Source organism: Thalassospira sp. CA1 (assembly GCF_059052855.1).
Genome location: NZ_JBZCIA010000006.1, coordinates 1 through 14,442, shown reverse-complemented (window position 1 = coordinate 14,442; position 14,442 = coordinate 1). Strand labels below are relative to the sequence as shown.

Sequence of the window (14,442 nt, the reverse complement as noted above, 5' to 3'; positions counted from 1 at the left end):
AAGTTTGACGGCGAGGAGGCATCCATGGCTTTAGCGATGCGCCATGCTTGCGGTGCTGCAGGCGTGTGTGACACGGCCCCATTCGATTACCTGCGCCAGGCATTTCTCATAGCGGCTGGTTTGATCGGCTGAAAGTCGATCTGCGAGTTCCGTCCAAAGTGCCACGCCATAGGTTGCCGCGCTGATCTGCATATAATCGTGGGCGAATTTTTCCGGCGTGTCACTGGCGATGATTTCTGATGTCATCTTTTGCCAGTATGCCAAAAGCTGTTTTGCCAGCTCGTTATCACCGCGGGTGCCCGCGATCAGGTCGCTGATCAGGGCCTCGAACGCCCTGGCACTTGCGCCGTCCTTGTGGCGGGTCAAACGACCGGCAAGGGTCAGGGCATGAATGCCGTTTGTGCCTTCGTAAATCTGGCAGATGGGCGCATCGCGAAGCGTTTGTTCCACCCGGTATTCGCGCAAATAGCCATACCCGCCAAGGACCTGTATACCGATCTGGGCGGCTTCAACCCCGGCATCAGTGCTGAACGATTTGCAAATCGGGGTCAGGAATTCGATCAGGTCGGAATTTGTACCGGTCTCCATCAACGCAAAGGTCTTATAGGCCATCAAGCGACCGGTCATGGCCAGCATGTCCTGGCGGGCCAGCATGCGCGCAACGTCGTGATGCTGATCGATGGAAATCGGTTGACCGGTGTTTCGGTCACGGCCCTGTTTGCGCTCTGCGGCATAGCTTTGGGCGATGTGATGGGCGCGGGTGGCATGTGCCACCCCCTGCAAGGCGACATCAAGGCGGGCATGGTTCATCATGGTGAACATGCACATCAAGCCCTTGCCAATCGGGCCAATCGGCGTGGCGGTTGAGCCGTCAAACGCCAACTGGCAGGTGGGTGATGCATGCAAACCCATCTTTTCTTCGATCCGGGTGACCGTGACGGCGTTGCGTTCCTTCTCGCCACTATCGGATGGGCACAGAAACAGCGTCAGCCCCCGAACCCCCTCTTCGCGGGTGCCGGTCCGCGCCAGAACCAGATGCAGTATTTCATCACTCAGATCCTGATCCCCGCCAGAGATAAAGATCTTCTCCCCGGTCAGAACCCAACTGCCATCTTCTTGCTGGCTTGCGACCGTGCGGATATCTGAAAGGTCTGAGCCTGCTTGCGGTTCGGTCAGGCACATGGTGGCAAGGTGGCTGCCCGATGCCAGTTTTGGAAGCCATGTCTGGCGTTGGTCATCTGTGCCAAATTGCGCAATCAGTCTGGCCGCACCGGGGACTAGTCCGGTGACCATCTGAAACGAATGACAGGCACCGGCCAGTATTTCGCTGATCGCGCCACAGACGGTGGCCGGGGCACCCTGACCACCAAATTCCTCGGCCAGAGAAATCGATTGCCAGCCCTGTTCGACATAGGCCTGATAGGCGTTGCTGAAACCCGATGGCATCCGGACCCGGCCATCCACAATCTGGCAGCCTTCCTGATCGCCCGGTTCGTCAATCGGGGCGATGACGTCTTCGGCAAAGCGGGCAAAATGATCCAGAATTTCGCGGGTGATTTCCGCATCAAAGCCGTGTTCTGTGGCGCGGTTTTCATCGCCGGTCACTGACAGGGCAAACAGAATATCGTCAATCGGGGCTTTGAAGGGGATCACGACGGCGTCTCTTAAACTTGCGTTTCCTGATGGAGTGTGAGGCGGATAACCTTGTCTTCTGACAAGGCGGCCTTGACCGCATCAGGCACGGGAACGGCAACCAGACTTGCCGGGTTGTCCGGGTTAGCACGTCCCCAGACGCGGGTTTGCGATCCTTCAAGCAAGGTGGTTTCACCCAGCGTAAAGCGATGGGAAAGGTCGAACGATTTACCGCCCCAGCGTGATACCTCGACATGATGCACGATCAAATCCCCGACCCGGGCAGGGGCCATAAAACTGGCATCACCACGCACCAGCGGCGTTCCGCGAAAATCGGCATCCTTTGCGATCATGGTGGCAAGGTCGAACCCGGCAACCGAAAGCAAGGCCAGAAGTCCGCCTTCCATCCAGTTATAAAAGTTCGGGTTATAAACAATCCGGGCCGGATCGCAGTGACCCCATTCAACACGGATTTCACGGGACAGTCGCAACATGGAACCTTACCTGATCTAAGCGTTATTTGACCTGCTGAATACGGATCAGCATCTCTACAAGGTGCGCGCGTTCTTCGGGATCGAACCCCTCCAGAAGTTTGTCTTCGTGCTTTTGAACCGCACGGCTGGCCTCAAGGAAAAGCTCGATCCCCTTTGCGGTGGTGCGCAGCGCATAAACGCGACGATCGGTTGGCACCTTGTTGCGCACGATTAATCCGCGCGCCTGAAGTTCATCGACCATGACGACAATGTTCGACCGCTCCATGGCAAGAGCCCGCGCCAGATCGGTCTGACTGATGTCTGGGTTTTCATTGATGATGGCAAGCGCACTATAGGTCGTCGGCTTCAGGTCAAGATGCGTCAGACTGGCGACAAAATCGCTGTGGATCGACATATAGGCACGCTTGAGGTTATAGCCGACAAAGCCGCGCAGCGGACTGTCGGGCGACAATCCCGCAATACCGGTATCCGTATCGTTTTTCTTCTTTTTGTTTGCTTGCAACGGTGTCTCCATCTTTTTGGGCGCGGCTATCCTGTGACGATATCCACCAGCCAGAATGTCAGTACCGGAAACGCGACAATGATCGCGATGCGCAGGCACTCGACAAGCAGGAACGGCACCGCCCCGCGGAAAATCTTGCGGGTCGGAATATCGGGTGCCATCGCCGATATCATAAACAGATTAAGCCCGACCGGGGGTGTGATCATCCCCAGTTCGACAACAATCAGGGTGATGATACCAAACCACAGCGCCTGATGGGTCGGATCCATCCCGAAATCCATCGCCATGAAGGCCGGGAAAAACACCGGCACGGTCAGAAGGATCATCGACAGGCTGTCCATGATGCACCCCATGACGATGTAAAACAGGATCACCACCATCAGAACCGTCATCGGCGCGATCCCGGCCGTGCCGACCCACTCAGCGGCCATGGTCGGTACCCGGGTCAGGGCAAGCGCGACATTGAAAAGATCCGCGCCAAAAATGATGGCAAAGATCATTGCCGTGGTCCCGGCAGTCTCGATCACGCATTCAAAAAGGCCCTTGATCGACAGGCTGCGCATGAGAAAGCCGGTCAGCGCAATTAGCACCACCCCAACAGATGCCCCTTCGGCCGGGGTGAAGGCACCGCCATAAATCCCGCCCAGAACGGCGATGAAGACAAGCGCAACATGCCAGATCCCGCCAAGCGACCGGATGCGTTCGCGCATCGGAAGTCCCGCGTGGGCCGGGCCTTCTTCAGGGAACAGGCGAACATAAACGCCAATCGCCAGGATAAAGCCAAGCACGGCCAGAAGTCCCGGAATGGTCGCGGCCAGGAACAGTTTGACAATGTTCTGTTCGGTCAGAAGCGCGTAAATAATCAAAACCACCGACGGCGGAATCAGGATGCCAAGCGTGCCACCCGCGGCAAGCGTTCCGGCCCCCAGTGCGCCGGAATATCCGTGGCGTCGCATTTCGGGCAGGGCCACCCGGCCCATGGTGGTTGCGGTCGCAATCGAGGATCCGCAAATCGACCCAAATGCTGCACAGCCGGCAACCGATGCCATGGCAAGTCCACCCCGCCAATGACCAAGCCAGGCATTGGATGCGGTAAAGATCGCCCGGCTGATACCGGTTCTGGTGGCAATCTGCCCCATCAGGATAAACAGCGGAATGACCGCAAGGTCATAGGAAATGTATTTATCGACAATCGCGGTCTTGAGATAGGCCGACAGCGGCATCCATCCCGACAGGACGACATATCCGCCCGCCCCGACAACGGCCATTGCCAATGCAATAGGCATGCGCAGGAAAATAAGCGCCAGCAGGACGACGACCATAATGATGCTGATTTCAACCGGGCTCATTGTGGGGCATCCGTTTGCGATGGGGTGGTTGGGCGAACAAACTGTTCGATGACGTTCGACAAGGCGGTCAGGGCTGAAAGCCCAAGTCCGAACAGTGCGAAGCCATAGATAATCCAGGTGGGCATTCTCAAAAGCATGCTGCGGTCGTTATAATCAAACATATCAATCAGGCCGTAAGCGACCCGCCAGGAAATAATCACCCAGCCACAACAGAACAGGATCTCCCAAAGTTGATCCAAAATGGTGCGGGTGCGTTGGGGGAAGGCCATGCTGAAAATGTCGACCATGACGTGGTTGCCCTTGCGTTGGCACAACGGCAAAAACAGAAATGCGGCGATACCGCATCCCATTTCGACAATTTCAAAGTCACCACGAATGCCGCCAATGCCGATATATCTCATCGTCACTGACAGCGTTACTGTGACGGCGACAGCAAGCATGACGGCACCCGCAACAGTAGCGGATGCAATGCAGGCACGATCAACAAACTGACCAAGAAAATGAATGGGCGCAGCGCGATTGCCGCGCCCATTTTGATCACGGGTGGCTCCTGACATGTCAGGCGGTCTCGGCGTCGATCAGCTGATTAAGGCGACCAATCATCGCCTTGCCATCATGTCCGGCATCATTGAGGGTCTCGATCCACTCATCGACGACTGGCTGGGTGGCTGACTGCCAGCGTTCAATTTCGTCTTTGGGAATCTCGACGAACTTGTTGCCGCGATCAGCACACATTTTGTAGCCAACCGATTCAAAGCTATCGAACTGTTTGCCGATCTGGCGTGACAGATCGATACCGGAATTGGCATCAATCACTGCTTTCAGATCATCGGGCATGCTTTCATAGGCATTGCCCGCCATCAAAAGCGCAAACGAGTTGGCATAAAGACCACGTCCGCCTTCTGCCGGGGCGCAATGCACCGATGTCAGTTCATGCAGTTTGAAGGCCGGAACCACTTCATAGGGCAGGCAGGTGCCATCAATCACGCCATTGGCAAGGCCAACCGCCATTTCCGTAACCGGGAAGAAGACCGGCTCAGCCCCCAGAATGGACAGGGCCTTACCGACATTCTGGTTCGGGGCACGGATTTGCAGGCCGTCAAGATCAGCCTGATTTTCAATCGCCTTGTCGCGCATATGGAACTTGCCACCGGCATGAACATGATAGGCCAATGGCTTCATACCGCGGTATTCGTCCTGACCAAACTCATCCATGAACTTGTGCATGGCCACCGATGTTGCCTCGGCCGTTGTCACCATGAACGGCAGGCTCAGCGTTTCGGAAATCGGATAGCGACCCGGGGTGTAAACGGTCAAGGTCCAGGCGATATCCACAACGTTGTTTGCCACCTGTTCGGCAAGCTGCGGCGGTTTGCCGCCAAGCTGCATGGCCGGGAAAATCTGAATATCGATACGGCCATCGGACTGTTCGCGGATGGTCTTGGACCACGGTTCGAAGAACGCCTTGTGCATCGGGGCAACCGGCGGCAACATATGATGCAGACGAAGGGTCACTTCGGCTGCACGTGCCTTGCCAATGATTGCAGGGGCTGCAAGTGCGCCGCCCATGATGCCGAGCATCTGGCGGCGATTAACGGAAAATCCTGACATCGAACGTCTCCTCACATTATGGGCGCACCGGTTTTTTTGGGTGGCCCTGTTCCTTCCTGAATGTTCTGGCGTCCGCTTTGTGCGGTTTCTTGCCGATCCTTGATCTTATGGTATGCGATCTGATGGCCGCAATTATCTGCGGCTCTGTTATAGGCGGTTACTTGAAATTAGGTGCACGTTTTTCAAGAAACGCCTTCAATCCTTCCTGTGCATCTTCGCTGGTTTGGGTCAGGGCGGCACACAGGCTTTCGGTAAACAGACCATCGGTTTTTGCCATGTCTTCGATCCGTGACAGGGCCTGGATCATGACATAGTTCGAAAGCTGCGCATTTTCGGCAACCGTCTTGGCAAGCTCGATGGCCTTTGCTTCGGCGGCCTGCTCGCTGTCACAAACATAGTGAGTCAGACCAAGGCGAAGGCCGTCCTCGGCGTTGTATTTGCGCCCGGTCAGCATCATCTCGATCATGCGATCCGCGCCCAGAATCCGGCCGACCCGGACCGATGCGCCGCCGCCAACGAAAATGCCACGGCGTCCTTCGGGAAGCTGGAAAAATGCGGTTTCATCGGCAATACGAATATGGGTCGCACTGGCCAGTTCAAGGCCGCCCCCGATGACCGCCCCCTTAAGCAACGAAATCACCGGCAATCCACCATACTGGATCATGTCCATGATGCGGTGCCAGTTGCGGGAATGGCGCATGGTATCGGCGGCATTTCGTGCAACATGCTCGGCCAAATCAAGCCCGGCTGAAAAATGCCCGCCTTCACCAGCCAGGATAACAACCCGCACCCCTTCGGGTGGATTGGCAAAAAACGCCTCAAGTGCTGCCATCAAAGTATCGCTGACCGCGTTACGCTTTTCAGGTCGCGTGATGGTCAAACGGGCAATCGATCCGTTGATTGCGACGTTCAATACGTCATTCGCGCCGTTGGTCATGTTCTTGTTCCTTACGTAAAGCAATCTGGTCTTTATTTTGCCTGCAGGCGAACCGCGCCGTCGATACGAACGACGGTACCATTCAGCATGGTATTTTCGACGATATGGCGGGCGAGGTCGGCATATTCCTGTGCCTTGCCCAGCCGCTTGGGAAACGGAATGTTGGCTTCAATCGCCTGACGGGCTTCCTCGGGCAGGGTGTCGGTCATTGCGGTGGAAAACAGTCCCGGCGCAATCGCCATCACCCGCACGCCGATCCGCGCCAACTCGCGTGCGGCTGGCAGCGTCATCGACGCAATCCCGCCCTTCGATGCCGCATAGGCGCACTGGCCGATCTGCCCGTCTTCATACCCGACGGATGATGTGTTGATGATCACGCCGCGCTCGCCATCGTCATTTACCGGGGTTGCTTCCGACAGCAACTGCGCGGCATAGCTCATGGTGATGTAGCTGCCGGTCAGATTGACGTTGAGTGTTCTGATAAAATCATCAATCGGAAGGCTACCATCGCGTGGCAGAATACGGTTGGCGGTGCCAATACCGGCACAATTCACAAGGATGCGCGGCAGGCCAAGATTTTGTTTCACGGTTTTGAATGCAGCTTCGACCGAGCTTCGGTCAGAGACGTCGACTTCCAGGCCAATTCCGCCGGTTTCACTGGCGACTCGTTTGGCGGCGTCGCCGTTGCGATCAAACACCGCGACCTTCGCGCCTGCAACCGCAAATGTGCGTGCGGTGGCGGCGCCAAGGCCGCTGCCGCCGCCGGTAATGATGGCGGGAACCTGATTGAGCTGCATTTCCTTACCCAAAGTTTGTTATGTTTTATAACAATTATGTTTACACAGTAAAAGAGCGGCGTCAATCGTCATTAGTCAACTGAAATCGCATCGAAATTCGCACCTCTCGCGCGCGAGCATAATTATACTCAAGGTCAAATTGTTGGGTCCGCGTACACGCATAAAGATATTGCGCTTGATGTGATGAATTATGATTGTTATGAATTATAACAAATAAGAAAATGAAAACTGGAGGGTTCGTCTCATGCCTATGATTGCTGAACCCGGACTCCGTCCGGTTCGCATGGGAGATACGCGTGTCTCGATGTCCAAAAAGGACAACGGCACGATCTATATCCGATCAACGGAAACGCCGGATGACTATCCGCGCGCCATAACCGACAAGCTTGACCATTGGGCGCAACAAACACCCGATCATCTGTTTCTGGCCGACCGTGACAAAACCGGCGGCTGGCAAAAACGAAGCTTCCTTGAAACCCGAAACGAGGTCCGCAGTCTTGCGCAATACCTCATCGAACAGGACCTGTCCGAAGATCGCCCGGTCCTGATCCTGTCGGGCAACAGTCTTGAACACGGACTTCTTGCGTTGGCATCGATGTATGCCGGTATTCCCTATGCGCCGGTATCACCGGCCTATTCGCTGGTGTCGTCCGATTTTGCCAAGCTGCGCCATATCTGTGATCTTTTGAACCCCGGTCTGATCTTTGTTGATGATGGTGCCAAATATGCCAAGGCACTGGCCGCCGTCATGCCAAAGGACGCCCGTCTGCTGGTTCTGGAAAACCCGCTTTCGCAATATGACTGCGATGTTTTCAAAGATGTCCGTCAGACCACGCCGACCGATGCAGTCGATGCCGCCAATGGCAAAATCACCGAAGACACGATTGCCAAGTTCCTGTTCACGTCCGGCTCCACCGGGATGCCAAAGGCCGTGATCAATACCCAGCGCATGCTGTGTTTTAACCAGATGATGTTGCGTCACGCGCTGGCATTCCTGCAGGATGAACCGCCGGTGATGGTTGACTGGTTGCCATGGAACCATACCGCTGGCGGCAACCATAATTTCGGCATCGCGCTTTATAATGGCGGCAGTTTCTATATCGATCAGGGCAAACCGACCCCGGACGGTATTCATGAAACCGTGCGCAACCTTTGCGAAGTATCGCCCAACATCTATTTCAACGTCCCCAAGGGGTACGAGGCACTTGTCCATCATCTGCGCGAAAACAAAACACTGCGCGAGATGTTCTTTGCCAAGCTCAAACTCATGCAATACGCCGGTGCCGGTTTGTCGCAATATGTCTGGGACAATCTGGAAAAGATCGCCGAGGACACGGTTGGCGAAAAGATCGTCATCGTCACCGGCTATGGCTCCACCGAAACGGCCCCCTTTGCCTTTACCACCACCTGGGCGGTTGATCAGGCGGGCAGTGTTGGTCTTCCGGCCGTCGGGCTTGATATCAAACTGGTGCCCAATGCCGAAAAGCTCGAAGTCCGCCTTAAGGGACCCAGCATTACACCGGGCTATTGGAAGCAACCTGATAAAACCCGCGAGTCTTTTGACGATGAAGGCTATTACCTGATTGGGGATGCCCTGAAATTTGTGGATCCGGATAATATCGAACGGGGCTTCCTGTTTGATGGTCGGGTCTGCGAAGATTTCAAACTCTCGACCGGTACCTGGGTGCATGTCGCTGCCATCCGCACCGCCATTGCCCAGACCTTTGCGCCCTATGTGCGTGATGCGGTGCTGACCGGTTTGAACGAAGGCTATGTCGGTGCGCTGATCTTTGCCGATTTCACCGCCTGCAAAAAACTGTGCCCGGATCTGCCCGCCAACGCGTCGGAGCTTGACATCGCAACCCACCCGGCCGTGCAGGCGCATTTCCAGAAATGCCTGAATGAGCTGGCGACCAAATCGACCGGCAGTTCGAACTTTGTCGCGCGCGCGATCCTGCTTGAAAGTTCGCCGGAACTCGATGCGCACGAAGTCACAGACAAGGGCTCGATCAATCAGCGCGCGGTTCTGACCAAACGCGCTGACAAGGTGGCCGAACTCTATACCGACCCGTCACCCGCCGGTGTCATGATTGCCAAAAAGGGATAAGCAGAATGACTGCGAACGCCAAAGGTCTTCGGACCGAATTTGAAGATGTCTGGCTGCTGGGCGGAAAGCGCACACCGTTTGTCGATTATACCGGGGCCTTCGGGCTGGTCTCCCCGATTGATCTTGGCATCAAGGCGGCCCGCGCGGCCATCGAGGACGCCGGGGTGAGCGCCGCTGATATCGATTTTACCGTCGCCGGATCGATGGCCCAGGCATCCTATGATGCCTATATGACGCCGCGCCATATCGGGATTTACGCCGGGGTGCCGGTGGATCGCCCAGCACACCTTGTGCAGCGGATCTGCGGGACGGGCATCGAAGTCATCCTGCAGGCTGCTGATCATATTTCACTTGGTCGTGGGGATCTGGCACTTTGTGTCGGCACTGAATCCATGAGCCGCAACCCGATTGCCGCCTACACCCATCGCAGTGGCTTTCGTATGGGGCAGGTCGAATTCAAGGACTTCCTGTGGGAAGCGCTTCTGGATCCGGCGGTCAGTTGCACTATGGGCGACACGGCCGAGAATCTTGCCAAGAAATACAACATTACCCGCGAAGAAGTGGATCGCTTTGCCGAACGCAGCTTTGCCCGTGCCGTGAGCGCACAGGAAAACGGCTTCCTTGCCGGTGAAATTGCCACCGTGACCAACGAAACCTTTGAATTTGCAGATGGCAATGCACGCTCCATCCGTCTGCCGCGCAAGATCGATCAGGTCGACCGCGACAGCCATATCCGGCCATCGCCCTATGACATTCTGGCAAAGCTGCGCCCGGCCTTTGGCGGGGTGCAGACGGGGGGCAATTCATCGGCCGTGGTGGATGGCGCCGCCGGCGTTGTTCTGGGCAGTTCCGATTATGCACGCAAACATGGCCTGACACCGCGTGCCCGCATCATTGCAGGTGCTGCTGTCGGTGTGCCGCCGGAAATCATGGGCATTGGCCCGGTGCCAGCCATCGAGGCTGTTCTTGATCAAACCGGTATGACCCTTGATCAGATTGACCGGATCGAAATCAACGAGGCCTTTGGGGCACAGATCCTGGCCTGCATCCGCGAACTTGGTCTTGATGAAGACAAGGTCAACGTTAATGGCGGCGCGATTGCCATTGGTCATCCGCTGGGCGCAACCGGGGTTCGGATCACCAATACGCTGGCGCGCGAATTGGTCAAATCCGGTCAGCGGTATGGCATCGCATCGGCCTGTATTGGTGGCGGGCAGGGCATAGCTGTTCTGATCGAAAACACGAAATTGGCATAGCACGATCCAGGGCGCCATCAGTTGCGCCGGGTCGCGACAAACGGAGACGTTATTTTTGACCGGGACATTGGTTTTGGGCCCGGTTTGGAGATCAGTCCAACCATTGGGGCAAAGGCTTCCAAGGGTGGTCTGATCAAATCGAGTAACCGACAGACAAGGCAACAAAAACAAAATTGCCAGTGTCGGTTTTCTCAGGGAGGAAACAATGAAACGACTTAAACTTGGTTCAGTGATTGCCTTGGCGTCAGTTGTCGCCATGTCTGCCATTTCCGGTGCGTCTGCCCAGGAAGTGAATTTCCGTCTGGCCCACTGGCTGCCGCCAACCCATCCGGTGCAAACCATGGGTCTTGAAGAATGGACAAACTCCATCCGCGAGGCATCCGGGGGTAAAATCGACTTCACCATTTTCCCGGCCCAACAGCTGGGCTCAGCACCTGATCACTATGACATGACCCGCGATGGCATTGCCGATATCGGCTATATCAATCCGGGTTATCAGGCCGGGCGTTTCCCGATCTATGGCCTGACCGAAGTGCCGTTCAATGTGAAGGATGCGGTCAATGGCTCGGTCGCCCTTCACAAGTGGTATGCGAACTACGCCGAACAGGAAATGCCGGAAGTCAAACTCTGTCTGGTGAACCCGCATGATCCCGGCACCATCCATTCAAAAATGCCGGTCCGCGTGCCGGAAGACATCAACGGCCATGCAGTGCGTCCGGCCCATGCGACCATGGCACGGTTTGTAAACCTGCTGGGTGGCGCAAGTGTTCAGGTCCCAGCCCCCGAGGCCCGCGAAGCCATCGCCAAGGGTACGGCAGATGCGATCACCTTCCCGTGGAACTCGATCTATATCTTCGGGATTGATCAGGAAACCAAATATCACCTTGATATGCCGTTCTATGTCTCCTCGCAGATCCTTGTGATCAATCGCGGTGTCTATGACGGATTGTCGGCCGAAAACCGCAAGGTCATGGATGATCACTGCACGCCGGAATGGTCCGGTCGTTTTTCCACGGGCTGGGCCGAGAACGAGGCGTCAGGTCGCGACAAGATGATGGCGTCCGGCGATCATGAACTGTATCAGCCGACCGCCGATGAACTGCAACAATGGCGCGATGCTGCCGAACCGCTTGTTGCCCAATGGCGCGAAAGCGTTACGGCCAAGGGCGGTGATGCCGACGCCATTTACAAGGCCTTCATCGACGCGCTCGAAGCCGAGAACGCCAAGTATTGATGACACTCCCTGTATCGGCGGCATCGCATGTCGGTGCTGCCGATACCTCTGAAAGTGCATAAATCATGCGGGTCCTTCATCGCTCCCTGACATATCTGGAAGCCTTTTCGCGCAAGGTCGAAATGGTCTCGGCCATTTTGCTTGCGGTGATTACGCTGCTGGTTCTGGCATCCGCAATCGGTCGCTACCTGTTTGCATGGCCGATCCCCGATGCATTTGATTTTTCGCGCCTGTTTCTGGGCGTGGTCATCATGTGGGGCTTTGCCTGTGTGGGCTATCGTGGATCGCACATCAAGGTCGATCTGTTTGCCCTGATGTTGCCCGCGCGTGTTCGTCGATGGACGGATTTCTTTGCCTGGATGGTCTTGCTGGGCTTCACCGGCTTGCTGTGCTGGAAGATGCTGGCGCGTGTTACCAGCGCCTATAACAGTGGCGAGACGACATTTGATCTGCAGGTTCCTGTCTGGCCGGTCATGGGGCTGATCTGGCTTGGCGTTGCGGTCAGCATGCTGACCATTCTGGCACGTGCCTTGATGATCGCGCTGACCAATGCCGGTCTGGATGATTTTGAACCCGCCGAGTCAGAGCCACATATTGCCTCCGACCCGAAAAGACAAAAGCAAACTGGTGGTTCAGGGGGAACTGATGACTGAAGCCGATTTTGTCGCACTTGGCGGATTTGTTGCGCTGTTTGCCCTGATGCTGCTTCGGGTTCCAATCGGCATTGCGATGGGGATTGTCGGTGTCGGCGGCTTTGCCGCAATTGTTGGCCCGACGCCTGCACTCAACCTTCTGGCGCAATCGCCGATCCGCACCATCACCGACTTTAACCTTAGCCTCATTCCCTTCTTTATCCTGATGGGCGTTCTTGCCACCAATTCCGGCATGTCGCGCGAACTGTTTCGCGCAGGGCAGGCGTGGCTGGGATCATTTCGGGGCGGCATGGCGCTTTCGACCATTGCATCCTGTGCCGGGTTTGCCGCCATATCGGGATCATCGGTGGCAACGGCGGCAACGATGACCAAGGTCGCTTTGCCGGAAATGCAGCGCAGTGGCTATCGCGACCATGTGGCAACCGGGGTGATTGCCGCGGGCGGTACGCTTGGCATTCTGATCCCGCCATCGGTTGTTCTGGCGGTGTATGGCTTTATCACCGAACAGGATGTCGGCAAGCTTTTCATTGCTGGGATCATCCCGGGCCTTTTGGCGATTGTGATGTATATGCTGGCCTTTCGGGTGACCTATGCCCGCGGATTGCCGGCGGGCGAACCGTTTGATTTGCGCAACGCCATTCGATCCTTGCGCGATGTCTGGGCGGTTCTGGCCCTGTTCATCGCCATTATCGGCAGCATCTATCTGGGTGTTGTCACGGCAACAGAGGCCGCGGCGGTTGGCTCTGTCCTGACCGCCCTGATCGGGGTGATCCGTGGTCGGCTTGGCTGGCGCAGCATTCTTGATAGTCTGGTCGAGGCCCTGCGCACCTCGGTTGCGATCTATACCATTCTGATCGGTGCGATCCTGTTTGGCTATTTTCTGGCCATCACCCAGACCCCGCAAAAGATCACGGCATGGCTGGTCGGGCTTGATATCGGGGCCTATCCGACACTTGCGTTGATCCTTGTGTTCTTCCTGTTGCTGGGCTGCATCCTTGATGCCATGGCGATGATCATTCTTCTGGTGCCCATCGTGTTTCCGGTGGTCACCCAGTTGGGGTTTGATCCGATCTGGTTTGGCATCATCGTTGTCATGACGGTCGAACTTGGCCTGATCACACCGCCTGTCGGGATGAATGTGTTTGTCATCAACTCGATTGCCCGCGAAGTGCCCCTGCAAAAGGTGTTTCAGGGCGTCATCCCGTTTGTTGCGGTCGACATCATTCGCCTGATCCTGCTGGTTCTGGTGCCATCCATCGTTCTTTTCCTGCCGACGACCATGAACTAAAGAGGCCGATATGAAGCTTGAACTTGAACATTTTTGCGATCTGACGGTCGAGCTGGAAGCCCCGATGGAGCTTGGCAACTCAATGCGTGGCACACGCCGGATCATTCCGATCATTGGCGGTCACGTCGAAGGCAAATCGTTGAACGGCCGCGTTCTGGCATTGGGTGCGGACTGGCAAACCGTTTTTGAAAACGGTGTGGCCGAACTTGATACCCGATATTGCATCGAAACCCATGACGGGGCGCTGATTGATATCCGCAATTTCGGTTTCCGCCATGGTCCGAAGGATGTTCTGGACGCGCTTGCACGCGGTGAACATGTCGATCCGTCGAAATATTACATGCGCACCCAGCCCCGGTTTGAAACCGGCGATGAACGCTATAGCTGGCTTAATCACCGGATCTTTGTCGGATCCGGACAGCGCGAAAAAAGCACGGTATATGTCTCGGTCTACGAAGTTCTGTAACAGCCGCTTTGACGACTTACCACACGTGACCCAAACAAAAACGGCCCCGGTAAATCGGGGGCGTTTTTTTTTGTTGCATGAATCAATTATAAATTGATTTAAGTCTTGAGTACGTG

14 protein-coding genes are annotated in these 14,442 nt (G+C 56.0%); 6 read left to right on the top strand and 8 right to left on the bottom strand.

Translation table 11 applies throughout. The features are described 5' to 3' along the window. Positions 1–30: 30 nt before the first annotated feature. From AC5Q5A_RS11695 to AC5Q5A_RS11660, 8 genes are all read right to left on the bottom strand, one after another. On the bottom strand, positions 31–1,653 hold the full coding sequence (locus tag AC5Q5A_RS11695) for an acyl-CoA dehydrogenase family protein (protein WP_493895378.1): 1,623 nt from the start codon (positions 1,651–1,653) through the stop codon (positions 31–33). Between the two features lie 11 nt (positions 1,654–1,664). After that, on the bottom strand, positions 1,665–2,126 hold the full coding sequence (locus tag AC5Q5A_RS11690) for an acyl-CoA thioesterase (protein ID WP_493895377.1): 462 nt from the start codon (positions 2,124–2,126) through the stop codon (positions 1,665–1,667). A gap of 22 nt (positions 2,127–2,148) precedes the next feature. Further along, entirely contained in the window at positions 2,149–2,628 is a 480-nt protein-coding gene (locus tag AC5Q5A_RS11685) for a MarR family winged helix-turn-helix transcriptional regulator (protein ID WP_158586134.1), read from the bottom strand. Between the two features lie 26 nt (positions 2,629–2,654). After that, positions 2,655–3,977, bottom strand: coding sequence for a TRAP transporter large permease (locus tag AC5Q5A_RS11680; RefSeq protein ID WP_493895376.1), 1,323 nt, complete (start codon positions 3,975–3,977; stop codon positions 2,655–2,657). Then, positions 3,974–4,534, bottom strand: coding sequence for a TRAP transporter small permease (locus AC5Q5A_RS11675; protein ID WP_493895375.1), 561 nt, complete (start codon positions 4,532–4,534; stop codon positions 3,974–3,976). The genes AC5Q5A_RS11680 and AC5Q5A_RS11675 overlap by 4 nt, the downstream gene beginning before the upstream one ends. Position 4,535: 1 nt before the next feature. After that, positions 4,536–5,588 (bottom strand): TRAP transporter substrate-binding protein, encoded by a 1,053-nt coding sequence (locus tag AC5Q5A_RS11670; RefSeq protein WP_493895374.1) that lies wholly within the window; start codon positions 5,586–5,588, stop codon positions 4,536–4,538. 157 nt (positions 5,589–5,745) lie between these two features. Next, positions 5,746–6,525, bottom strand: coding sequence for a crotonase/enoyl-CoA hydratase family protein (locus AC5Q5A_RS11665; RefSeq protein ID WP_493895373.1), 780 nt, complete (start codon positions 6,523–6,525; stop codon positions 5,746–5,748). Positions 6,526–6,557: 32 nt separating this feature from the next. Next, a complete protein-coding gene (locus AC5Q5A_RS11660) occupies positions 6,558–7,322 on the bottom strand; it encodes an SDR family NAD(P)-dependent oxidoreductase (RefSeq protein ID WP_493895372.1) in 765 nt (254 codons plus the stop codon). A 244-nt stretch (positions 7,323–7,566) separates the two neighbouring features. Here AC5Q5A_RS11660 and AC5Q5A_RS11655 point away from each other — a divergent pair, with 244 nt between their 5' ends. The 6 genes from AC5Q5A_RS11655 to AC5Q5A_RS11630 all read left to right on the top strand — a co-directional run bounded on the left by AC5Q5A_RS11655 (position 7,567) and on the right by AC5Q5A_RS11630 (position 14,326). Next, a complete protein-coding gene (locus AC5Q5A_RS11655) occupies positions 7,567–9,429 on the top strand; it encodes a feruloyl-CoA synthase (RefSeq protein WP_493895371.1) in 1,863 nt (620 codons plus the stop codon). 5 nt (positions 9,430–9,434) lie between these two features. Beyond that, complete coding sequence (locus tag AC5Q5A_RS11650) at positions 9,435–10,685, top strand: thiolase family protein (protein WP_493895370.1); 1,251 nt, start codon at positions 9,435–9,437, stop codon at positions 10,683–10,685. A gap of 205 nt (positions 10,686–10,890) precedes the next feature. Next, a complete protein-coding gene (locus AC5Q5A_RS11645; RefSeq protein ID WP_493895369.1) occupies positions 10,891–11,919 on the top strand; it encodes a TRAP transporter substrate-binding protein in 1,029 nt (342 codons plus the stop codon). A 65-nt stretch (positions 11,920–11,984) separates the two neighbouring features. Then, entirely contained in the window at positions 11,985–12,572 is a 588-nt protein-coding gene (locus tag AC5Q5A_RS11640) for a TRAP transporter small permease (protein WP_493895368.1), read from the top strand. After that, positions 12,565–13,860 carry a TRAP transporter large permease gene (locus AC5Q5A_RS11635; protein ID WP_063089092.1) on the top strand — a complete coding sequence of 432 codons (1,296 nt, stop codon included), beginning with the start codon at positions 12,565–12,567 and terminating at the stop codon, positions 13,858–13,860. The genes AC5Q5A_RS11640 and AC5Q5A_RS11635 overlap by 8 nt, the downstream gene beginning before the upstream one ends. A 10-nt stretch (positions 13,861–13,870) precedes the next feature. Then, positions 13,871–14,326, top strand: coding sequence for a DUF3237 domain-containing protein (locus AC5Q5A_RS11630; protein ID WP_063089091.1), 456 nt, complete (start codon positions 13,871–13,873; stop codon positions 14,324–14,326). Positions 14,327–14,442: the final 116 nt, after the last annotated feature.